At 54.8% G+C, this 21,415-nt stretch carries 13 protein-coding genes; 6 read left to right on the top strand and 7 right to left on the bottom strand.

The window, feature by feature from the left end:
* Positions 1 to 179: 179 nt before the first annotated feature.
* The 4 genes from JNN07_12620 to JNN07_12635 all read right to left on the bottom strand — a co-directional run bounded on the left by JNN07_12620 (position 180) and on the right by JNN07_12635 (position 5,586).
* Positions 180 to 1,862, bottom strand: coding sequence for a DUF3365 domain-containing protein (locus JNN07_12620; GenBank protein MBL9168579.1), 1,683 nt, complete (start codon positions 1,860 to 1,862; stop codon positions 180 to 182).
* Positions 1,863 to 2,058: 196 nt separating this feature from the next.
* Entirely contained in the window at positions 2,059 to 2,865 is an 807-nt protein-coding gene (gene trpC / locus JNN07_12625) for an indole-3-glycerol phosphate synthase TrpC (protein ID MBL9168580.1), read from the bottom strand.
* Positions 2,862 to 4,011, bottom strand: a protein-coding gene (prfB, locus tag JNN07_12630; GenBank protein ID MBL9168581.1) for a peptide chain release factor 2 whose coding sequence is annotated in 2 segments (ribosomal slippage) — positions 2,862 to 3,941 and positions 3,943 to 4,011 — 1,149 coding nt in all. Because the reading frame shifts where the segments join, the coding sequence is not laid out codon by codon here. Before prfB ends, trpC begins: the two co-directional genes overlap by 4 nt.
* Before the next feature lie 45 nt (positions 4,012 to 4,056).
* Positions 4,057 to 5,586, bottom strand: coding sequence for a YifB family Mg chelatase-like AAA ATPase (locus JNN07_12635; protein ID MBL9168582.1), 1,530 nt, complete (start codon positions 5,584 to 5,586; stop codon positions 4,057 to 4,059).
* A 105-nt stretch (positions 5,587 to 5,691) separates the two neighbouring features.
* Between JNN07_12635 and JNN07_12640 the strand changes: the two genes are divergently transcribed.
* The 3 genes from JNN07_12640 (at position 5,692) to JNN07_12650 (ending at position 9,187) form a co-directional block, all read left to right on the top strand.
* Positions 5,692 to 6,198, top strand: coding sequence for a Uma2 family endonuclease (locus JNN07_12640; protein MBL9168583.1), 507 nt, complete (start codon positions 5,692 to 5,694; stop codon positions 6,196 to 6,198).
* 13 nt (positions 6,199 to 6,211) lie between these two features.
* A complete protein-coding gene (locus tag JNN07_12645) occupies positions 6,212 to 6,826 on the top strand; it encodes an isochorismatase family protein (GenBank protein ID MBL9168584.1) in 615 nt (204 codons plus the stop codon).
* Between the two features lie 792 nt (positions 6,827 to 7,618).
* On the top strand, positions 7,619 to 9,187 hold the full coding sequence (locus JNN07_12650) for a CotH kinase family protein (GenBank protein MBL9168585.1): 1,569 nt from the start codon (positions 7,619 to 7,621) through the stop codon (positions 9,185 to 9,187).
* A 579-nt stretch (positions 9,188 to 9,766) separates the two neighbouring features.
* On the opposite strand, the gene JNN07_12655 is transcribed toward JNN07_12650, so the two are convergent.
* Complete coding sequence (locus tag JNN07_12655) at positions 9,767 to 13,864, bottom strand: RHS repeat-associated core domain-containing protein (GenBank protein ID MBL9168586.1); 4,098 nt, start codon at positions 13,862 to 13,864, stop codon at positions 9,767 to 9,769.
* Between the two features lie 261 nt (positions 13,865 to 14,125).
* Here JNN07_12655 and JNN07_12660 point away from each other — a divergent pair, with 261 nt between their 5' ends.
* On the top strand, positions 14,126 to 14,581 hold the full coding sequence (locus tag JNN07_12660; GenBank protein ID MBL9168587.1) for a hypothetical protein: 456 nt from the start codon (positions 14,126 to 14,128) through the stop codon (positions 14,579 to 14,581).
* 63 nt (positions 14,582 to 14,644) lie between these two features.
* Here JNN07_12660 and JNN07_12665 read toward each other — a convergent pair whose 3' ends face one another.
* A complete protein-coding gene (locus JNN07_12665) occupies positions 14,645 to 17,623 on the bottom strand; it encodes a hypothetical protein (protein ID MBL9168588.1) in 2,979 nt (992 codons plus the stop codon).
* Positions 17,624 to 18,158: 535 nt separating this feature from the next.
* Here JNN07_12665 and JNN07_12670 point away from each other — a divergent pair.
* Together JNN07_12670 and JNN07_12675 are read left to right on the top strand one after the other, a co-directional pair.
* Positions 18,159 to 19,538, top strand: coding sequence for a hypothetical protein (locus tag JNN07_12670; protein MBL9168589.1), 1,380 nt, complete (start codon positions 18,159 to 18,161; stop codon positions 19,536 to 19,538).
* A gap of 384 nt (positions 19,539 to 19,922) precedes the next feature.
* Positions 19,923 to 20,696 carry a choice-of-anchor E domain-containing protein gene (locus tag JNN07_12675; protein ID MBL9168590.1) on the top strand — a complete coding sequence of 258 codons (774 nt, stop codon included), beginning with the start codon at positions 19,923 to 19,925 and terminating at the stop codon, positions 20,694 to 20,696.
* Positions 20,697 to 20,715: 19 nt separating this feature from the next.
* Here JNN07_12675 and JNN07_12680 read toward each other — a convergent pair whose 3' ends face one another.
* Positions 20,716 to 21,177: a hypothetical protein gene (locus tag JNN07_12680; protein MBL9168591.1), complete on the bottom strand. Its 462-nt coding sequence runs from the start codon at positions 21,175 to 21,177 to the stop codon at positions 20,716 to 20,718.
* Between the last annotated feature and the right edge of the window lie 238 nt (positions 21,178 to 21,415).

Raw genomic sequence — 21,415 nt, forward strand, 5'->3', positions numbered from 1 at the left:
TTATTCAGTTTGGCAGGATACCCGACTCAATAGGCTTCAGCCCCACTGTGGACCCTACTGACTGGTAAGCCGGATGCGGGAAATCCGCCAGTCCGGTTTGGAGGGAGGGGTGCGGTCAATCCCGCATTCCTACCCCTATCAGTGGAGTGTGGGCCGTGTCGGCCCAGGGGGCTCCCGGGTTAAGGCTGTTTTGTCCGCTCAGAGTCGGCGGGCGTGAACGGTGTTTCCGGACGGGTGCCGGAGGCGTCGGCATTCCGCGCATCGGAGGTCACTCCTTGTCCGAGCGCGTTGCTTCGGCCCGAGGATTTCTTGCCACGCAGTTCGGCGCCCAGCTGGACTGGTCTCGACTCTTCTCCGATCATGGCGAGAAGATCCTCGACCGACTTTTTGAGGCACTGAGCCTCGTGTTTGAGCGAAGCGGCGGCCGACGCCTCCTCCTCGGCACCGGCGGCGTTGGTCTGGGTGATCCGGTCCATTTGAGATACGGCGCTGTTGATCTGGGCGATTCCCGTGCCTTGCTCAGCCGATGCGGTAGCGATTTGTCCGACGACTTCGTCGACCTTGCGTGCGTGTTGTGCGATCTCTGTCAGTCGGTCGGAAACCTTGGCGCAGACCTGAACCCCGCGGTCGGACTTCTGGACGGATTCGGTGATTCGTTCTTCCGTTTCGCGGGCGGCGAGGGCGCTGCGCTGGGCGAGATTGCGAACTTCATCAGCGACCACAGCGAAGCCCAATCCGGCTTCCCCGGCCCGCGCTGCTTCCACAGCGGCGTTCAGAGCCAGGATATTGGTTTGGAAGGCGATCTCGTCGATGGTCTTTAGGATTTTGGAGATGTTATCTCCGGACGTTTTGATGGCCGTGACGGCCTCGCTCATTTCCTGCATGTCCGCGAGCCCAGCGTCGGCGGCGGATCTCGTCAGGTTGGCAATGGCCTTGGCATCGGCCGCATGTTCGGCATTGCGCTTGGTCATGCTCGACATTTCCTCCAGCGAGGCACTGGTTTGTTCCAGTGCCGCCGCCTGATCCCCTGCTCCCTCCGCCAACGATTGGCTGGTGGCGGAGATCTGGCTGGAGGATTCGGCGGTTTGCTCACTCGACTCGTAAATGCGGCGGATGCTGTGAGACAGGGGCAGGATAAGCAGTCGGCGATTGATGTAGGAGAGCACGAGGACGATACCGAGCGTCAAGGGGAGGACGAGGATGAGCGTGTTCATGAACCCGGCCTTCACAACGGCGTCGATCTTGTCCATAGAGGACTTCAGCACGAAGGCGCCATGCACCTGCCCTGCCTTCCAATCCTCCATCGCGAAGCCGAGCAAGTCCTTGCCGTCGCCCGTGGGACTGGTCTTGGGATCGCCGTGGCACATCAGGCAATCTGACGTGAGCACGATGGGTCGGGCGAACACGATTTGGTTGTTCGCGTGGTCTACCTGGAAAAACTCGTTCGTCTGCTGGGTTTCGAAGAGCTTCAAGATCCGCTCCTCCTCGGGAGTCGGCGAATTCTTCGGGTTCCGAGCCTGGCGCTTGGGGATCCGGAATTCATAGCCCTCTTTCTTGGCCACTTCCCCGATCGCTTTCCAGGCCGCCACGACCGGGATGGTGCTGTAGAGAGTGGATTCACGCAGCGAGGCCCCCTTCTTGATCTCCTCCATGAGGTGAGGCAGATCGAAGGCCTTGTTTTGGTTCATTGCCGAGAAGGAAGATCGCACCTGCTCACCTTCGATCACCACCGCACGCATCGAAGCGTGCGTCATCTCGATGCCTTGACGGCGGATGACTTGACGTTGAATCCACAAGCTGCAGGCTACGCCTAATGCAAGTGCCGCCCCTGCGCCGACAATGATTCTAGACCCCAGTTTCATAGTTCTGCTCTCACTTCCCTCTCGTTCTCCAAGTTGTCTATCGACGGGAGTTGGCGTGGCTAAACACCCAGAACGCGCAATCGCAAAAAATGCGAAAAGCTTATGTTTAGCGTCAGAATCGGGGTGTCAGGGCAGGGGAACCCGGTGCGAAATGCAGGTTGCGACAGTGCAGGCTCTTGGGGGGCGAGCGTGATTGCTAGAAGTGGATGAGCTCGGCCACTTTGGCGGCCAGGTCACCCGGTTGGCGCATTAAGGATTCGCCTACGAGTATCGCTCGGGAGCCACAAGCCGCCAGGCGCTGAACGTCCGAACGCGAGTGGATGCCGCTCTCGGCCACGAGCAAACGTTGGGAGAATTCTGACCGGTCCTTGAGATGCTGAGCGAGCTTTTCGGTGGTGCCCAAATCAACTTTGAAGGTTTTAAGATCGCGGTTATTGATTCCCACAACCGGTGCTCCGATGGCCACGACTCGGTCCAACTCAGCCGCATCATGCACCTCGACCAAGGCGGTGAGTCCGGCGCCGACGGCGAGTTGATGAAACCGGCGCATCTGGTCATCGCTCAGAATGGCAGCGATCAGGAGAATGGCGTCGGCCCCCCACTCCACTGCTTCCAGGATTTGTCGTTCATCGATGATGAAGTCTTTGCGCAGCAGCGGGAGCTGGACGGCGGCTCGGATGGCACGAAGGTACTGAAGCGAGCCTTGAAAGAACTTTTCATCGGTGAGCACCGACAGGCAGCTGGCTCCGGCTTCCTCGTAGCGTCGGGCGATCCGCACGGCATCAAAATCCGGGCAGATGATTCCCGCCGATGGGGACGCCTTCTTGACCTCGGCGATCAGAGCTACTCGTCCGCTGCTGGGTGTTTCGAGTGCTCCGCGAAAGTCTCGCAGCCCGCCCCGTTGTTGGATGGCCTGTTGGAGGTCGCTGACGCTGACGGATCGTTGCGGCAGATGGGCGATCTCGCGCTGCTTCTGCTCCACGATGGTTTGCAGGATGTTCATTCGTCGTCGTCCTTCACATTGGGCATTCGCTTCAACGGGCAGCCGGCGCGCAGCCAGGCCCCCACGAAGTCGTCTAGATCTCCATCCATCACGGCCTGGAGGTTGCTGGTCGCATGTCCGGTGCGCAGATCCTTCACCAGACGGTAGGGCTGAAAGACATAGCTTCGGATTTGGTTGCCCCAGGAGATACTGCCTTTTTCTCCATAAAACCGCTCCATCTCCGCTTTCTGCTCATCCAAGCGCTTGGCGAACAGTTTCGAGGTGAGCAGCTTCATGGCATTCACCTTGTTTTGGGCCTGCGAACGTTCTGCTTGCGATGCGGCCACCAACCCGGTGGGGATGTGAGTGATGCGGACTGCGGTCTCGACCTTGTTGACGTTCTGTCCCCCCTTACCGCCGGATCGGAAGGTGTCGATTCGCAGTTCGGTGTCGGGGATGACCACATCGGCCTCCTCCAGGTCGCTGATTTCGGCGATGGCATCGACGCTGGCGAAGCTGGTATGGCGGCGTTTGTTGGAATCGAACGGGGAGATCCGGACCAAGCGGTGCACCCCGCGTTCGGCTTTGCAAAATCCGTAGGCGTGCTCGCCGGAAATCTTCATCACCACGCTCTTAATGCCGGCCCCTTCACCTTCAAGCGCGTCTTCGACCTGGACCTTCCATCCGCGCGCTTCGGCCCAGCGAGTGTACATGCGCATGAGCATGGAAGCCCAGTCGCATGCCTCGGTTCCTCCCGCCCCGGCGTTGATGCTGAGGATGCAGTTGTTCCGATCGTGAGGACCCTTGAGCAGCACGCGCAGCTCCATGGCATCCAGTTCGCGAGTGAAGCGCTTGAGTTCGGCTTCCAGCTCGTCCTGAATCTTGAGCTGGGACTCCAGCGGTTCCGCCTCGGCCAGCTCCAGCATCGTGCGCACATCCTCGAGCTGCTTCTCGGAGGCGATAAAGGGCTCGATGCGCCCCTTGATCTGATTGGATTCCTGGATGATCTTCTGGGCCTGCTCGTTGTTGTTCCAGAAGGTTTCCCCCGCCATCAAACTTTCAATTTCTACCAGTCGTTTCTGCGCCTGTGGGACGTCAAAGAAACCTCCGCAATTGCTTCAGTTTCTCGCCCAGCGGTTGCATTTCGGCTTTGATGGCATCGAACATAAGAGGCGAGTTTAGAGGGGGTCCGGTGGGGAAGAAAGCGGGAAATTAGGTCCAAAACTGGCGATCCAGACTGCGGAACTGAATCGCCTCCCAGACATGATCGGAGGCGATTTGCGCCGACTGTGCCAGATCGGCGATGGTGCGGGAGACTTTGAGGATGCGATCATAGGCCCGGGCGCTGAGTTTGAGGTCGGACATGGCGTGCTTGAGCATTTCATGCGTGGCGGCATCGAGGCCGCAATGGGATTTCAGATCGCGGCTACCCATGCGGGCGTTGCAGGTGACGCGGCTTTTTCCTGAAAATCGTTCTTGTTGGAGTCGCCGGGCGGCGATGACCCGGTGGCGGATGACCGCCGAGCTTTCGCCGGCGGGGGCGGATGAGAGCTCGCCGAATTTGACCGCCGGCACCTCGACATGGATGTCGATGCGATCCAGCAGCGGGCCCGAGACGCGTCCGAGGTAAGTCTGAATTGCCCGAGGAGAGCTTCGTGACTCCGACGGCATTTTGCCATCGGGCGTGGGGTTCATGGCTGCGATGAGCATGAACTGGGAGGGAAAGGTCATCGTGCCCGCCGCCCGGGAGATGGTGACGCGTCCCTCCTCCAAGGGTTGGCGCATGGTTTCGAGAACACTTCGTTTGAACTCGGGCAGCTCATCGAGAAAGAGCACTCCATGGTGGGCGAGAGAGATTTCCCCCGGGCTTGGATTCACGTTGCCGCCCAGCAGTCCGGCGTCACTGACGGTATGGTGCGGTGAACGGAACGGGCGCTGGGTGATGAGAGCCTGGCCTGGGTTCAGCAAGCCCACGATGCTGTGAATCCGGGTGGTCTCGAGCGCTTCGCTCAGGGTGAGCGGGGGCAGGATGGTGGGGAGTCGTTTGGCGAGCATGGATTTGCCGGTGCCCGGTGGGCCGATCAGCAAGGCATTGTGTCCACCGGCGGCCGCTATTTCCAACGCCCGCTTGACCGACTCCTGCCCTTTGACCTCGGAGAAATCGGCATCGTCATCCGGAGGAACTCCGAACAACGCATCCACGTCAGTCTGCGCTGGAGGGATCCGAAGTTCGCCCTCGAGGAACGCGACGGCATCGCGGAGGCTCGCTACGGGAATCACCTGCAGGCCTTTGACAACCGCCGCTTCCGGGGCGTTCGCGGCGGGGACCAAAACCCCCTTTCTTCCTTCGGCCTGGGCGCGCAGAGCGATGGAGAGTGCGCCTTTTACCGAGCGGACGGCTCCGGTAAGAGCCAACTCGCCCACGAGCACGTAGTCATCCAGACGCAGGGCTTCCATCTGCTCGCTGGCGGAGATGATCCCAACGGCGATAGGCAAGTCGAAGCTGGGGCCTTCCTTCCGAACATCCGCCGGCGCCAGATTGACAGTGGTTCGTCCCAGCGGAACGCGGAAGCCCGAGTTCGTCATCGCTGTGAACACTCGGTCAAGCGATTCGCGTACTGCGGCGTCGGGAAGACCCACGATGACAGGACGCATGTCTCCTGCTCCTCCGGAATCGACCTCCACCTCAATAGAAAATGCCTCTATGCCGAGAACTGCTGCAGAGCCCACCTTGGCCAACATGGATGGATAGTGGCTCGAAGCGCGTGCCGGTGGCAAATGAGAAATGCAGTCTGGCGCATTTCCCTTCGCTTCCGCGGGGCATCCTCGCTAAGCTTTTCCCGACGAATGCCAGAACCGTATTCAGAGCTTATCGAGAACGAGTTGATCCTGCGGGTGCCACCGCGTCCTTCCCACGAGAGGATTTGCCAGCGGCTGCACCGGTGGGTGGTGCGCAGTCTCACTCCGGCCAGCAGCTGCCGCGCGCTGGCATTGCGCGATCCCGTCAAGCTGTCCGACACAAATCAGTTTCGGCCGGATCTGGCGATGGTCACATCGGCCTTGGGAAAACTTTGGCTGGCGGCCGAGGTGATCAATCAGGAGGATCACCATGCCGACACCGTGCTCAAGAAGTCGGTGTATGAGGAGATCCGGATCCCGCGACTTTGGATCGTTGACCCGCGCTACGAGAATGTGGAAGTCTACCATGCGACTCAGTATGGGCTGAGTCTGAGGCAGACATTGACGGTGAAAGAGATTTTGTTGGAGCCATTGCTGCCGGGTTTTGAGATGCCGTTATCCGAGCTTTTTGGCGACGGTGGCGGTCAGGCGGGAATGGGGATGAGAGATTTTTGATCAGGAAAGCTGGATGAAAGCATTGATATTAGTCGATTTGCAGCGTGAATTTTTGCCCGAAGGGGGTTGGGAACTCCCCGACTCTGAATCGGTGGTGGCGCTTGCCAACCGTCTTCAGCGGCGTTTTCGCGTGGTTGTGGCCACCCAGGACTGGCATCTCCGCTCGCACAAGATTTTCGCTTCGAACCATGACAAGCGGGAGATTGGCCAGGTCATCGACTTTAAGAAGCAAGTGTTCACGCTGACTCGCGATCATTGTGTTCAGAAGACCCACGGGAGCGAGCTGGCCCCGGCGCTTCAACGGGACTCCATCCATCGGGTTTTCCAGCGGGGGATGGATTCCGACTTAAACGGCTACAGCGCCTTTTTTGAGAACGATCATCGCACCTCGACGGGGCTGACCGAATTCCTACGCGTGAGAAAAGTGACGGAAGTCTATATCCTGGGTTTTTCACCGGACGGCTGCGTTCTGCACACGGCCTTGGACGCGCAGGCACTGGGCTTCAAGACATTCCTCATCCAGGATGCGGTGCGCACTGCGCCCCAGACCGAGGCGGAGAAAGCCGCTGACCTGCAGTTGCTGAAGGAAGCCGGCGTCCTGCTGGTCCGCGGGGCCGACATGATCTGAGCACGGCCCGCCTGAATGGGAGCGGGGGCTTATTGCCCACGGAACACGCGGACCACACGGAGCTGAAGCGGGACTTACACCGCCCGGGGCGGCTGGGGCAGCTTTATGGACCGCGGTGGCACGACCTGAGTATTACCCACAAGTTCTTCGACCAGATGTTAGAATCCCACAGAGATTCCGCCTCAAAGCCCAGGGTTGGCGCGAAGCGGGAGCGCCTACCCTGGGTTAGTCGTTGTTTTCTCACAACCCCAACGCGGGTTGCGACTGGATCGGCCAACACCCCCAAACAAACCGCAACCCACGATGGGGTTGTGAATTCTATGGTTTTTTCCCAGGGTAGCTCGTTCCTCGCAACCCTGGGCTTTGAGGCGCTATCCCGTTGGGATAGAGGTCCAAGATCTTCTGAACTTGTGGGTAATGCTTAGGACGTGTCTCCGCAGTCCATAGACTGAGCCTTCCGCAACCGTCGTGGTTCGATGCCTCGTTAAGTTCGTCGCCCCGATGGGCCGAGACGGCCCTTTGCTCCTTTCTAGCGGGCACTGATTTCCAATGCCTTAGCACTCAAATCGGCCTGTAGAATCAGATTTATATCAGCTTCCATCAAGACTATTCGGCGGTACTCCTTAGCTACCGAACAATACTCTGTCATTAAGCTTCTGCTGGCAAAACCGCTGGCAAACTTGAAAGCAAGCGATCGCATTTTCCCCGTTTTGCTTGGCGACGGCTGTCGAGTATTGAAAATCCTAAAAACCAGGGTTGTTGAGTGAGGCGAGCGCGCTTATCGTCGCGTCCATGGGCATCCACCATCTCCTGATTTTCGGGATACTTCTCTTGGCGTGCTCAACTTCCGGGGCTCCACGCGAAGACTTAAGTGATCACTTCTTCACCAATGGGGCGCTCAAGCGCCTGAAGATTCAGATCAGCGAGGACGCGGTAAAAGCCTTAAGAGCAGAGCCGCGCCAGTATGTAAAATGCACGGTCACGGAAGGGGGACAGACCTACCGCGATGTCGCCGTTCACCTGAAAGGAAACTACGGGACCTTTAAGCAGCTGGATGGAAAAGCCTCCCTCACTCTCAACTTTGACAAGTTCGTTGGCGGACAGAAGCTACACGGTCTCGACAAGTTTCACCTCAATAACTCCGAACAGGACCCGACCTATCTCTGCGAGTTCCTTTCCAGTGAGCTTTTCCGTAAGGCGGGCATTCCTGCAGCTCGAGTCGCTCACGCCCAAGTGGAATTAAATGGTCGTGACCTGGGGCTTTATGTCCTCCTGGAGGGACTCGACAAGACCTTCCTTCGCAAACACTTCCAGAATCCAGACGGCAATCTGTATGAAAGTGAATTCTCGCGCGATATCGATGTGCCTCTGAAACGCAATTCCGGCAAAGGCGCCTCTGATCATTCTGATCTCCGAGCGTTAATGGCCGCCATCGCCATTGAGGACGATCGAGAACGCCTCCTAAAACTAACCTCCCTGGTCGATATGGAGCGAGTCTTCTCCTTCCTGGCCCTCGAACTCATTGCGCGGCATGCCGACGGCTACACCCTGGAGCAGAACAACTATCGTCTCTATTTCGATCCAATCGGATCTAAAGCGGTGCTCATCCCTCACGGGATGGACCAAATGTTCGTTCAGCCACAGGCCCCCCTGCTGCCAGAACTGAAAGGACAACTGGCAAAAGCGATCCTTCACCCTTCGATGACCCGCCAGTTCTTCCGGGACCGATGCTCAAACCTTCTCCCGTTGCTTGCCGGGCTAACCAATCGCCTGGAGGACTTGCTACCCCACGTCAGAACATTTTTGGAAGACGGGGAGCTGGAGATTCTGCGGCGCTACGACGACGCGTCGACCGACTTGTGCAAACGTCTTGCCCTCAGGGTTTCCCACCTGGAATCCCAGCTTCGGCCTGCGATAGCCTTACCGATCGCAATAGGCCAGACAGTATCACTCACCAACCTCGTTCTGAGCGTGGAGGAAGGATCGGTTCGTTTGGGTAAGGTGGCGGTGAACACAAACGACACTTCGTATGAGCTCAGGATCCATCCTCATGAAGGGTCCGTAAAAGCTGTTCTACAGCTCCCTATGCTCCTTCCTGCAGGCAGCTATCGAATGACTCTTTTCGCGGTCTCGGAGCTTCCAGTATTCAAAGGGCAGGAAGCGCCAATCAAAATCGGCATCTGGGGGCTTTCGAATCTTGGGCTAGAAATCGAGTTTCCAACGAAGCAAAGCGGAAAGCTCAGCTGTGTGTTTGAGCTGCGGCACAGTCCATCAGAAGAAGTCTTGGGAGAAATTCAGTTGAATGGACTATTCAACACACAACAAATTAGGGGGGGACTGGTTTTAGAGCGACTCAGATAGTATTTGCCAAATTACCGCTTACAATACTTTGCACAGTCACCTCCCTCGAAATGGAAATGTTCGAACGAACGGAGAATCAAGGCTTAGATTTAAGCATTAGTAGTCCGCCCGTCCACTCAAGAGACTTCCCCTCGATTACCTTGGGCTTATAAGCCCAAAACAGCATCACCTCTCCCTGCTTCAGCAGTCTGCCAATACGGTGAAAACGCCGCTTTAAATTTACGGTCCCGCTCATCATTCCCCCCGGAGGAATGGTTACACGACCCGGAAGCAGACTCACCCAATCGAGTGTCGGCCCGATTGGACGATCAGGCTGGTCAACTGCGACAAGCAGGAGCGAAGTGTGCTCGTTTGGGAACCATGGCAGGTCCGATCGATTGAATGAGAGTTCGGACACTCCATCGTTTCTAAGGACAAACACGAGGCTGAGACCACTCCCATCATTCGTCACACTCACCGTTACCTTTGGAGCAATAGTCTGAGAAGCAATCGATGGCACCTCGATCTCATTTCGATCCGCGCCCCCACAAGTGCAGTAACAGAAGCACAAAACGGCGGCGCTTATGCAGAAGACAGTTCTCATAATTTTTTGCGAAACCATTTGTTCAGCTCATCGTTGAGTTTTTCGATTCTTTCCTTCATTTCATCTGCAGAACAATTCTCACTGGAGCACTTTTTCTCGACGCAGTCGATTTCCGTCTGGAACGCTTCCCGTTCCCCGATTATCTGCTCCTTTCGTTTCGGGCGCAGTAGTGTTCCGTCCGCCTTCCCTTTACAGACGTTCGGGTTGAGTTTCCTAGCTTGTTCGATATGTTTCTCCTCGTGCGCACGCATACAATCGACGATACACGGTGGCGTGCCAGGAGGTATGTTCTTACCTAAGTCTACTCTCATGCCTCCCTTTCCGTCGCATACCACAGTAGGGATAGATCCGTCATTCTTACCGTAAGCGCGTATAAGTCCAAAGTAGTCCAGGTCATTCACTGGGTCCGCCGAAACAAATGCGTATAGGTTACCTTCTCCGACCTCGCCTAGTGGATCCCTATTTGGCCACCGTTGGAGATTCGGGTCATAGAAGCGGTAGAGGTAGTAGATCAGACCTGAGTTAACATGGGCCTCCTTGCTGGAGAACCGATATCGGTTGGCTTCGGCCATCTGGCCATTCATCGCCAGGACGCTTCCGAAGGGATCGTAGAGATACTTACCGACTACAATCTGTTTCTGATCCTGAAGAGCCGTAATATTCCCGTTCCCGTCGGCATGGTAGAACACGTGGGTCTGAAGAGCCATATCGGATCGAGCCAAAAGCCCTCCAATACCGCCTGCCCCTTGAAGCGATCCACTCAGGTCGCGCCCTCGCGTGTAGCTTACTAGAGGCTGATTTCCACCGTCGCGTTCCTGAACCACCAGGTTCCCGTCATAGACATATCGAGATTCATTCGTCTGGACCCACTTACTGCTCACCCATTGATACTCTTTGGTGACGCGGCGACGCAGCTTGCCGTCATAGAGAAAGTCCGAGCGCCACTTATTGGTTTCGTAGACCTGGGTCAATTGATTCTCATCATCATAAATGAGAATGCGTTTCCCATCCGAAAGCATGTTCCCGTTGCCGTCATAGGAATAGCTCGGTGCAGACGGCAGGTTTACGGTGATCGCTTGCGTGTCCTGCCGACCGAGGTTGTCCTTCCCGATAGCGGTGAAGGTGTTATCGCCGTTGACCAAGCTGAATCCACTCTTGGCGAAACTGCTGTCTGTGTAGAGCGTTGCTGCCAGACTATTAACCGTGACGTTCGTGGAGGGAGTAGTGGTCGTTCCTGCTACCGTCAAGGTTCCGCTACGGCTGCCGGAAGTCAGTTGATTTAGATTGTTGACGTTGAACGTTTGGATCAAGGCGTCATTGGTTCGCCGATTAAGGTTCCCAGCAGAATCATAAAAATATCCGAAGCGCTCATTGACTCGATTCGTCGTGCCTCCGGATTCTTTGCCAAACGCCGCGATGAGTTGACCGCTGGCGTCGTAACTATAATCAACAAAATTCCCTTCCGTCCGTGTCTGTTTCGTTCGTCGGTTCACGTCGTCATAGGAATAGACATGAGAGTTCAGGATGGTTGCACTGCCATTCTTAAGATAAGTCCCCGTGAGCCTGCCCAGGGTATCGAACGTGTTACTGATGGAGGAACCATTGGGTAAGCCGATTTGTTTGACCATCTGCAGACACGTCGGATCATACAGATAGGAGAAGGCACCTGCCGGAGATATCGCGCTGGTGAGGCGATTGGCGAGGTCATAGCCATAGGTCTCCTCCCAAGGAGAAGCGCTCGGCTGGAGCAAGCTCGCCTTACTCCGCAGACGATTGGTGGTATAGGAATACGTCACGGTATCATTGGCCCAGGGTCCATCCTCACTTAACAACGCTCCAAAGTCAGTGTACTTGTAAGTTGTTGTCCCCACCGAATCAACCATATTTGTTAAGCGGTTGTTCGCGTCATATTGGAAGGTAACCGTTGAGCCCGAAGGATACTTCACCAGCGTTAGGTTTCGGTTGGCGTCGTAAGCATACCCGGTATCCCCTTTGGTGATGCTCCACCGGTTGGTCAAATTGCCTTCCGCATCATATTTATACCTAAGAATTTCTGTGCCTGCTGCGTTGGTCTTGGAGGTAACTCGTCCAAACGAATCATAGCCCCAGGTGGTTTGTTGCCCTTTACCGTCCACCAATTTGATGAGATCTCCACCACCACTATAGGTGTAGGAGGTCACTTCCCCGTTGGCATTCGTCTCGGAGGTTTTCCTCCCGCCCGCATCATACCAATACTTCGTTGCCTGGCTCAGTTGATTGCCATAGACCATCAGACCGAGACTGGAGTAGAGGTAGGTCTCCACCTTCCCATTGGCATTTGTCTGACCGATACTGCGCCCCAAGCTGTCGAAGGTTGTCTTCGTCGATAACTGGTTCGCATCGAGCACTTCGATCGGCTTGTTTTCCAGATCAAAGGTGATGCATTTGATTCGACCAGAAGCATTGGAAGCGACGCAAAAGAGCCCCTGATTGTTATAGCAGTTGGTCACATTATTACCTGCGGAATCTCCCACTCTCACCACCTGTCCCATCGCGTTGTAAAAATTGGTAACCGATCCTCCGGCGGGAAACGCCACCGCAGTTCGACGTCCCTTCAGGTCATAAGTATAGGTGGTGGTCTTTCCTGACGGATCGGTTGCCGAATCCAACACTCCACAATTGCAATAGCTATAGGAATTCGTGCAGTTCCGAGGATCGACAGCCAAGACCTTTTGCCTGAATCCGTTGTAGACAAATTGATTTGTCCCTCCACGCCGATCGATGACCTTTGCAAGGTCAAGCTTACTATACTCGCGTTTCTCTGAGGTTCCATCCGAGTACGCCGCATTGGTCAATCGACCAAGGGCGTCCCATGAATTCGTAATCGTTAGGCCACGGGGATCCCGCATGGTATACACATACCCATTGGTGTAGGTGTAGGAATTGGTGCTCGCGATCTCGATTTGGGCCGTTTGTTTGAGAAAATTCGACCACGTGCCACTCGTCTCGTAGAGATTCGTAACCGTTAACCCACTCGGACCTTTGGAAGAGACTAACTGGTTGTTCGCATTGTAGAGATACTGATTTGTCTGACCCAGGGCATCGAAGGAGGTAATGATTTGATGATTTCCATTAAAGGCATTACTCACCACCTGTCGCGAAGTCCCGCCAATGAGCTGGATATGCTTGATCAGATCGATTCCATTGCTATCAAAAACATACTGATTGGTCCGCACTTGCACCAGTCCATTGAGTCCAGTGTAGGTGTCGACTTCATTCGTGGTGTGTCCTAAGAAGTTGCGCTCATTACAGCTAAACGTTGATTCTCCGGTGTCCAGTTTGTTCCCACCGATGCAAGCCTTGCCTGAAGTTCCCTCCTTGTCTTTGGCTCCTCCTTCCTTGTTTGGATAATCGAACCATTGGATCAAACCTTGGGTCGTCCCGTCTGGAGAACTTTCACGGATGAGAGAAACCGTGAAGGATGTATTGGTTGAACCATACGCTTTCAGCCAGTGCTGCATCTTTGCCCTGGAGTAATCGCCAGAGGTTAAATCCGTCACGGTGAAGGATCCCCCATTCAACGCCGTCTTAACCGTTGAGGACAGGTCTTCGTAGTTCCTAGGGTTCCAGTAGAACGAGTTCCGCTTGTGGCTATCTTCGGTATCGAACGTGTTGGGTATTGAAAAATAAGGAGCGTTTGTGGTGCTTGGAACATAGCTCGCGTAGCTGGTCGGAACCTTGCTCCCGTCCACCTGTTGATAATAGAGGAAGAAGTGATATCGCAGGGCCTGTTCGGTCACCTTCACAGCATTCATCACGTTAGGTGTAGAAAAATAGGTAAAGGTATTTGTCCCATAGGGTGTGATTAGGGACGTGAGATTGCCCGCCGAATACTGCATGCTGCTGGAAAGTCCCACTACGTCGGTGAGATTGGTAAGTTGACCAGTGCTGTTGTACTTCATGGTCGATGAAAGCCCATGAGGAGCGATCACCTTACTTATCAAGTTTGAATAGTTGCCTGCCTGAACGTATTCGAAAGTGATTTCCCGTTTGTCGACATCGATAACCTTGTTCAATTTGATCGTGGTGGCGTTGGTTGTGTACTGAAATTCCATTACGTTTCCATTGGCATCATGCTTTGTAGTTAAAAAGTACCTCGTTACGCCTCCTATCGAGGTCGATAAGCCATAACGATTTATGGACCCGTCGAAGAACTGAAGCACATTAGTACCAGAAACCTGAGTGAGTTTTCCGTAGTTCCGAAAATGGATTAAATCCAGCGAGTATTTGAGAGCACTGCCATCCCCAAGATACACCCAGAAATTACTGGTACTTCCGGGAATCGCCTCGAGGTAAGATCTCCACAAAGTGTGCCAATGCGACCCTACGCTAAAAACACCCGCGGCTCCATTGTCAACATCGCCTTGAGATCCTTGAGAATTCTTGTAAGCCAAGTTGTATTCTACATCTTTGCCTCGGCTCACATTGTAGAGCAATGGAGTATCACGAAGCCAAACGTTGATATCGGGTTCCGTCACTTCCCAGACTGGCACCCCCACGCAGCTCTTTCCGCCACACCCAACGATATCAGTTCCTCCGGCACCAATCCCGTTAGCATCTGCAACCGCAACCTCGGAATCTCGGCAACAAATGGCGACCTTGAGATGTCGCCCTATAAAGTCTTTGGAATAACAGAGTTTATAGGGAGTTCCTCTGATATTCCCATTCTCGTCAATCTGAGCGGATTCAGCGTGAGCAAGGTCAATATCACAGACTCCAAGTATGATGGTGAACCCAAGCAACTTCATGCCTCGCATCCAGCCCATCCGTAGCCTTTTAGTGGAATTTTGCATTTTGCTTTGTCGGTTGAGAGTCAAAACTAGAGCTGAATTGGGTCACGGAACATTGCTACTGGTCTTGGGTTCTGTGATCCGAACCGCGAACCCCAGATCCGAGCTGCTTTGCCAGTTCGTCTCCCCGGAATCGAGGCTCCCATCTCCATCCAAGTCCTCCACTACGTCCGGGATGCCATCGTTATCATGGTCATTGGCCGTCGTGCTGGTCGAAGACGATGTGGCAACGTAATGCCAGCCAATATCGAGCCCGGTCGTCGTCTCCTTCACTTGGTTGGTATCGGTGGTGTAGTGATAGAACCCCGCCAGACTGGCATTGGTGACGCTCCCATTGTTCACCAAGATGCTCGACGTGGGCAGGTAATACCTTCCGAGGGACCCGGAGAGGAAGGTGAGATTGGTGTTGATTACGGGAGTGCTAAGGGAGCCGCTCAACACGAAGCAGCTTGTGCAACCGTTGGTCTGGTAAGCATTCCAACCGTTGTCCCAGCTTCCGCCTCCTGTATCGAGCAAGCTCTGATACAGGATGGTATCGCGCACGCTCACAAGATTGGCACCCGCATCGTAGGTAGTCAGTGCACCGCCATAAAGCAGGCAGTTTTTGAAGTTCGCCCGTCGACTGGCGTCCGAGACATCACCTTGAAGAACAGAAAACACCCTTTCAAAAAGACAGTTTGTAAAGTTAATAAGATGAAAGTCGACGGCTATAGTCCCGCCGGAGAAAACTGAATCTCTGAGTGAGATTGCTAACGCCGTTGTGTCCAAACCCGCGCCGCTGAGCACGGGCACAGAGCTGTTTCCTAGAGTGGAAATCTCGCCAAATCGGAGGGAGATCTCGGTGGACGAAGCCGTCCCAAATACGGTTTGGCGTGTTACCAAGGCACCCACATCCCCTTGCCAAGCCGTGCTGGCCTGTTCTTGCAGCGCATTATACCAAACTAAACGACACGGAGAGCTGGGAGTCCCCTGCACCTTCAGCTTGGCACCGTAATCGATCCAGAAAATGTAATTGTCCGATGGGCTGGCTCGGTATCCGGCAATTACCACCCCAGGATTGACCAAGATCGTCGTACCATTCGTGGCATAGAGCCCAGAGATCGCGTAGTCCGCAACGGAGTAGTGATAACCTAGATCTGGCGTGTCCGTATCGCGCTCGACCGTTCGAGAATAACTCACCACTCCTGCGGTGAGCTGGCCAGGAGATACCACGACCGGGGGGAATGTCGTCAGATTCTTAAAGTCGCTCGAAAGACCGGAATTGATCCCCGTGATTCCGCTGTTCCGATAGCTGCTCCCATCGACGAGGTAATGAGCGCCAGCCCCTACGGTCTGATACACGCCTGTGGCACTTGCGAGAACGGTGACCCCCGATCCAGAGTAACCGGTGGTCGTTGTCACCGCGGTCAGCAGGCTATTGGTTAAGGTGAGAGTGAAGCTAGCGGAATTCCCATTGAGCTTCGTGCCCGCATCGAGCGTCAAATGCTCGCAGCGCGCCGTGCTGTTGCTGCCCGTGAAACTGTTGCTAAAGTTGTAGAATAGGCCATTGCGGACCGCTGAAGTGGCATTGGTCAGAGTGATGGCGTTGGAGCAATTTACAAACTGGGCATGAGAAATGGAATGGCCACTTCTTCCCAGGATGCGGATGGCATTCTTCGCATGAGAAATGCGCACATTCTGAAGCGTGAAATCGGCGGCGGCGGTATTGGCGTCGAAATCCAGCGCAACATCGGCATACTGTCCGGTAAGTGTATTCGCTCGGACGGTCTCGCCCACACTCACATCATCTATCGCGGTGAGTACTATGGGGCGCCACGTACTTCCGAGCCAAGATACTGGGCCCGTTACTTTTACTTTAGCGGCATTCGTATACTTTAAAACTGATCCGGCTTCGAATGTTGTTGTGCCTGATAGTGTTACAGTGCCAGCGATATGATACGTGCAGTCTCCCTGAAAGGTCATCCCCGCGATATTTGTGGTATTAAGCAGCTGAAAATCTATACAGAAGCCCGGGTTACGCTTCCAATCAAATGCCATCAGCGCTTCTCGTTTCGGTTTTCCGATGGAGGCCGTTCGCTTCAGTTTCGCTTTACCGCTCAGCTGAGCCAAAAGTTCCTGGTCGCCTTTTACCACTTCGCGCTTAGCCATCCGTTGAACTGCGGGATTTTTCCCAGCATTTGCTCCGTTCGGATTGAGCTGATCCAGAAAGGGTTTCACCTTTGAGTATTCAACTTTCTCTACTAAGAATTTCCGATTATTAACGTCCCCGTAGGCCTTGCGGACCGGCACGGAGACATCTTGATTATCCGTCGTAAACGCTTTGCCCGCCGCGATACGAGAGGAGCCAAAATCGACGACCACATCTTTGGCGACTCCATCTTCAAAGACCGGGAATACAGTCGAATCTGGGGGGCTTAAAAATTCACTCCACAGCTCAATGGTGGTTGATTCTGCGATGAGGCCGTATGCTTCAGGATGGAAGTCGCTGTCGTCAAATATGATGCAATCCTGCTCTATGCCTTCCCTCGAATAGGAAATTCTGATCGCTGCACCTGGGAACGCATTCTCGTAGAGCACCACATTGGGAGCGATGAGTTGTCCTTGAGAATCTTGAATTTCGGAGATCAAAACGCTTTGTCCGGTCCCATCCCTCATGGCGAGTAGGACTGGGCTAATCTCGAAACGTTTTCCATCGCTCGTGACCAAGTCAATGGCGTTTGCCGTGTTCACATTCCCCGCGAGGATAAGCCGCATCGGACCTTGGTCTGCCACAAACCCATTTTCGAACACTTGGAATTCTTCTCGCGTGAGCTCCCATTGGGCATCCGGGCCGTCAGGTAGAAAGCACAGACTATTGGCAAGCTCGGTGATGCGATTGGTGCGTTGGAATGCCTTGCCATTCTCGTCAAGAAACGAAGTGATGCGGTTAAGCACCTGATGATGAGGCCCCCTTTCCACGACCTGTAGTTCCTGAGCTGTGGATGAAAGAACGACAGCCACGAGAAGAAGGAATGCGCTTTTCATAAATTGAGAGGAAGAATTGCCACGCGGGGACGGAACAAGAGCGGGAAGAGGTCGGGCCGATGGAATAATCTCAGCGGGAATTAGCATCGCTTTTCCTTGCTCCAGCTTTCATCACGAGATCCATTCATGATTTTTTTACCTGACCTTGGCGTTGTTGATGAACAAATACGCCGATTCAAATTCCCTGCAAGCAGAAAATGAAATTCCCCGACTAATTTTTTAGAAGACGCCTTTAGCTGATGACAAGCGCGCACACAGAGGAATACGCATCGACATCGATTTTCCTTACAAGATTGCTCCAATCTCTCCATAGCCTATCCATCACATCGCGATGATCACCTGGGTCAATAAGCACTCCCGTCACCCCAATCGTCACCTCACCACGCACGCCACGACACAACAACTCTCGGGTGCCAGCTCGCTCTGCTGCCACGATCCGCCGTTGGCTTTCGGTGGAGACTGATTTCATCAGAGCCATGAAAAGCTGGAAACCTCCCACATTCGGGGGATACTCATCGTTAAGACTGAATTAGGAATGCGACCTCTTCCATCCAAGTCGGCCCGTGCCGCAAAAGCAAAACCCTTCGCCGAAGAACCCGATCAGGTGATCGCACGGATCACCCGCCGCTCCTATCAACTGCGCCATGCCCGCAAACGACGAGGCGGTGTCCGGAGCGCACGCGGCCACCAAGCTTCCGAGTGGACGCTCGAAGAACTCAAACTTCTAGGCACGCGCCCCGATGCCGAGATTGCCAAGCTCACCCAACGCACAGTCTTGGGGGTCACCCTCCGACGGAGGAGACTCAAAATCCCCACCTTCGGCTCGACCTTTCGACGGTGGACCAAGGCTGAAGACCAGCTCCTAGGAAAACTCCGTGATGAGGAACTCGCCACAAAGCTCAATCGACCCATCAGCGGAATTCAGCAGCGGCGTCGCAAACGATGTCTCCGACTGCCGGATGCTCCCAAGCCATGGACTAGGAAAGAGGAACGAGTGTTAGGCAAACACTCCGATTCACAAACTGCCAAGCTCCTTGGTCGGACTCCCAATGAGATTTATCACCGCCGAACCAAGCTGGGGATTTCTCCCTTCATGCCGCAACACAAGCCGTGGACACCTGTCGAAGAAGCCCTCTTGGGAACCATTCCCGATGGGGAATTGGCCAAGCAGCTTCAACGATCAAAGCATTCCATCCAGACACGTCGTCGATCCCGCGACATTCCCGTAAAAAGGGCTCCGCGGGTCTCCTGGAGACCACAGCATGAAAAGCTACTCAAAAGCTTACCAGACAAGGATGTAGCCAAGCGCACCGGACGCAGTCTTCGGTCGGTAGCACGGCGTAGACGGCAGCTCGGGCGCTTTTTTAGGGATTACCAGGCTAAGGAATGGACTGCGAAGGAAGATGCTCTCCTGGGCACCGACACCGATGAAGCCATTGCCAAGAGGCTCAGGAGGCACCGTGCTGGGGTGGCCGCTCGCAGAATGCGGCTGGGGATAGGCTCCACGCGCCAATCGTGGACCAAAGCTCAAGATGCTCTGGTCGCTCGTTACTCTGATCAGGAAGCCGCCAAACGACTGAACAGATCCATGAGTTCAGTCAAGAATCGCCGATTCCGATTAAAACTGTCCCCCGCCCGTCCAGGCTGGCGCCGTTTCACTCCAGAAGAAGACCGACTCCTCGGCACAGATACTGATCGCGCGATCGCTCGACGCCTGGGTCGAGATGCCGGGAGTGTGCAAAGCCGACGCCTCAAACTAGCCATCCCCTCTACGATGCGCGTGTGGTCCAAGGAAGAACTGGCGATCCTGGGCACCCGCCCCGACGCCGAGTTAGCCAAGAAGTTCGGACGCACAGAGAAAGCAATTCTTTCAAAACGCCTGGCTCTCCATATCCCCAAGCCTAAAATGCAATAAGCTGCCCCTTGCCGAGCACACCCGTTCAAGCGGTGGTGTAGGGGACGTCGGCCGGATCTTTCGAGCGTCAAACTGACACGGTTCCCGACGAAGCAAACCTTTCCTCCTGGCGGAGTGGTACACCTCACTCGCTCAGATCTTTGTCGGCGGCAGGCTGCCAGCCAATCATTCCGCCAGCCTCATCGTGCTCCCGCGAGCTGATCGATTCATTACGACATCAAGGCAGATTTTTGCGAGGACACCAACTCCTATCGGGCGATAGGGACTTAGAGGCATCCAGATACACTAAGAGGATCGAATCATTATTGACATTCTCCGGTATGCGATTACGACTGACTCATGCCCAGGATAATGAATACCCCAACAGGATGGTTACACGCTCTCTTGGCCGCCATCACCCTCGCCTTCCACTTGAACGCTGCGATGGCAACAAATATCACCAACACCGTCCCCTTCGATCCGCCTCTCAACATTTGGACGGACCAATCCTTATCAATCCCGCAGTTCAATGCGTCAAACGGCACCCTCAGAAACGTCCAGTTAGCTTTTAACATGCAAACCGACGGAACCATCCGAATCAGGAATGGCTGCACCCAGAGAAAGACGATTAACTTCGCGTATAGCAACTCGTTTGTTCTTCGGGTCCTGGAGACTAATTTTGAAGCGGCTACCGAAAGCCGGACAGGACTGGCCTTATCACCAGGGGAAACCGCTGAATTCGGCTCACAGAGCAAACGAAGAACGGTTACATTCGATGTTTCAGAGACTGGGAAGTTTATAGGCAACGGCACTACGGTTGCTAATGTTTCACGCGCGGGCTCAGTAACCGCAACCTGTGTTGAAGGCGGATGTGGGTGTGTCGCAGCATCGATAGTCAGTTTCGATATACGAGGAGAGGTTTCCGTGATCTATACCTTCGACCCACCACCACCACCGCGAATCAATTGGGAACTGGCTCCTAATGGACTAGACCTTCTCCTCTCGTGGCCAATACAGGAGGGGTTCAGTTACGTGTTGGAAACGTCGACCGGGTTCGACAATTGGTTACCCATTTCCACGAACGCGGCCCCTACGATTGTCGCCCGCGAGCAGGTCGCAATCGGAACCGAGGCCGAACGGTTTTTTCGCATAAGCCGTGCCGCAGTAGTGGTGCACTGACGGCTGCTTTTCTTGGAGCTCAGAAGCAGGCCAGCAGCGTCCTAATGGTCCATCCGATTCTTCTGCTACTCTCGAGAGCCTGCAGTTTGGGTGGCATGTTCTCCTCTGCCGGGATGAGACTTGTCGAGCTAACGAGTGCTGAGACCTCTTCTCCCATGCTAAGAATCCATCGTTTCGAACGAGGCGTTACTCGAACATTGTCCAGGCTTGAGAACTGACTTCGTACCTCTTCAATGAGCTGGCGATACGCCCGCTCATCTGATTCGAGCGTGAACGTTTGATCGCCTGAGACCACGTAGTCTGCCTCGTTCTGTGCCGCGAGTAGTCGGTCAGCAGCCGGAAGGATCACCGACTCCCGAATCACTTCCCGGTCTCGCTCGTTGTATGAACGTTTAGGACATTGTGCTTGCGCTACGGATACCAGAGAGACGAATCCAAGAAACGTCGCAGCCAGCGAAAAGACGAAGTGTGATTTTGACATCCTAGAGCCCCCCTTTGATCAAGTTTTGGATGGTGTATCTTCCAACCAACCCACTCCGCATGTCAACAGGCCATGATTCGGAGAGGCTTAGGGCGACAAATGTTCCGACTAGTTCCGACAGGGCTCTGGTCGCATCTGCCGGAAATGTAGCGACTCGGAAGTCCTCAACCGGAGATAGGGAAGTTCGATCACAGGATCTAGACTCGTTGGGAGGAGAATTCCTGCATGCCGTGAAGCA

This window comes from Verrucomicrobiales bacterium (assembly GCA_016793885.1).
GTDB lineage: Bacteria > Verrucomicrobiota > Verrucomicrobiia > Limisphaerales > UBA11320 > UBA11320.

What these genes read in the sequence shown, in the direction of transcription:
- JNN07_12660 (MBL9168587.1), top strand. Translation starts at nt 14,126, where the DNA reads ATGCGACCCTACGCTAAAAACACCCGCGGCTCCATTGTCAACATCGCC.
- JNN07_12655 (MBL9168586.1), bottom strand. Translation starts at nt 13,864, where the DNA reads ATGGAATTTCAGTACACAACCAACGCCACCACGATCAAATTGAACAAG.
- JNN07_12620 (MBL9168579.1), bottom strand. Translation starts at nt 1,862, where the DNA reads ATGAAACTGGGGTCTAGAATCATTGTCGGCGCAGGGGCGGCACTTGCA.
- JNN07_12635 (MBL9168582.1), bottom strand. Translation starts at nt 5,586, where the DNA reads ATGTTGGCCAAGGTGGGCTCTGCAGCAGTTCTCGGCATAGAGGCATTT.
- JNN07_12640 (MBL9168583.1), top strand. Translation starts at nt 5,692, where the DNA reads ATGCCAGAACCGTATTCAGAGCTTATCGAGAACGAGTTGATCCTGCGG.
- JNN07_12670 (MBL9168589.1), top strand. Translation starts at nt 18,159, where the DNA reads ATGCGACCTCTTCCATCCAAGTCGGCCCGTGCCGCAAAAGCAAAACCC.
- trpC (MBL9168580.1), bottom strand. Translation starts at nt 2,865, where the DNA reads ATGAACATCCTGCAAACCATCGTGGAGCAGAAGCAGCGCGAGATCGCC.
- JNN07_12680 (MBL9168591.1), bottom strand. Translation starts at nt 21,177, where the DNA reads ATGTCAAAATCACACTTCGTCTTTTCGCTGGCTGCGACGTTTCTTGGA.
- JNN07_12650 (MBL9168585.1), top strand. Translation starts at nt 7,619, where the DNA reads ATGGGCATCCACCATCTCCTGATTTTCGGGATACTTCTCTTGGCGTGC.
- JNN07_12645 (MBL9168584.1), top strand. Translation starts at nt 6,212, where the DNA reads ATGAAAGCATTGATATTAGTCGATTTGCAGCGTGAATTTTTGCCCGAA.
- JNN07_12665 (MBL9168588.1), bottom strand. Translation starts at nt 17,623, where the DNA reads ATGAAAAGCGCATTCCTTCTTCTCGTGGCTGTCGTTCTTTCATCCACA.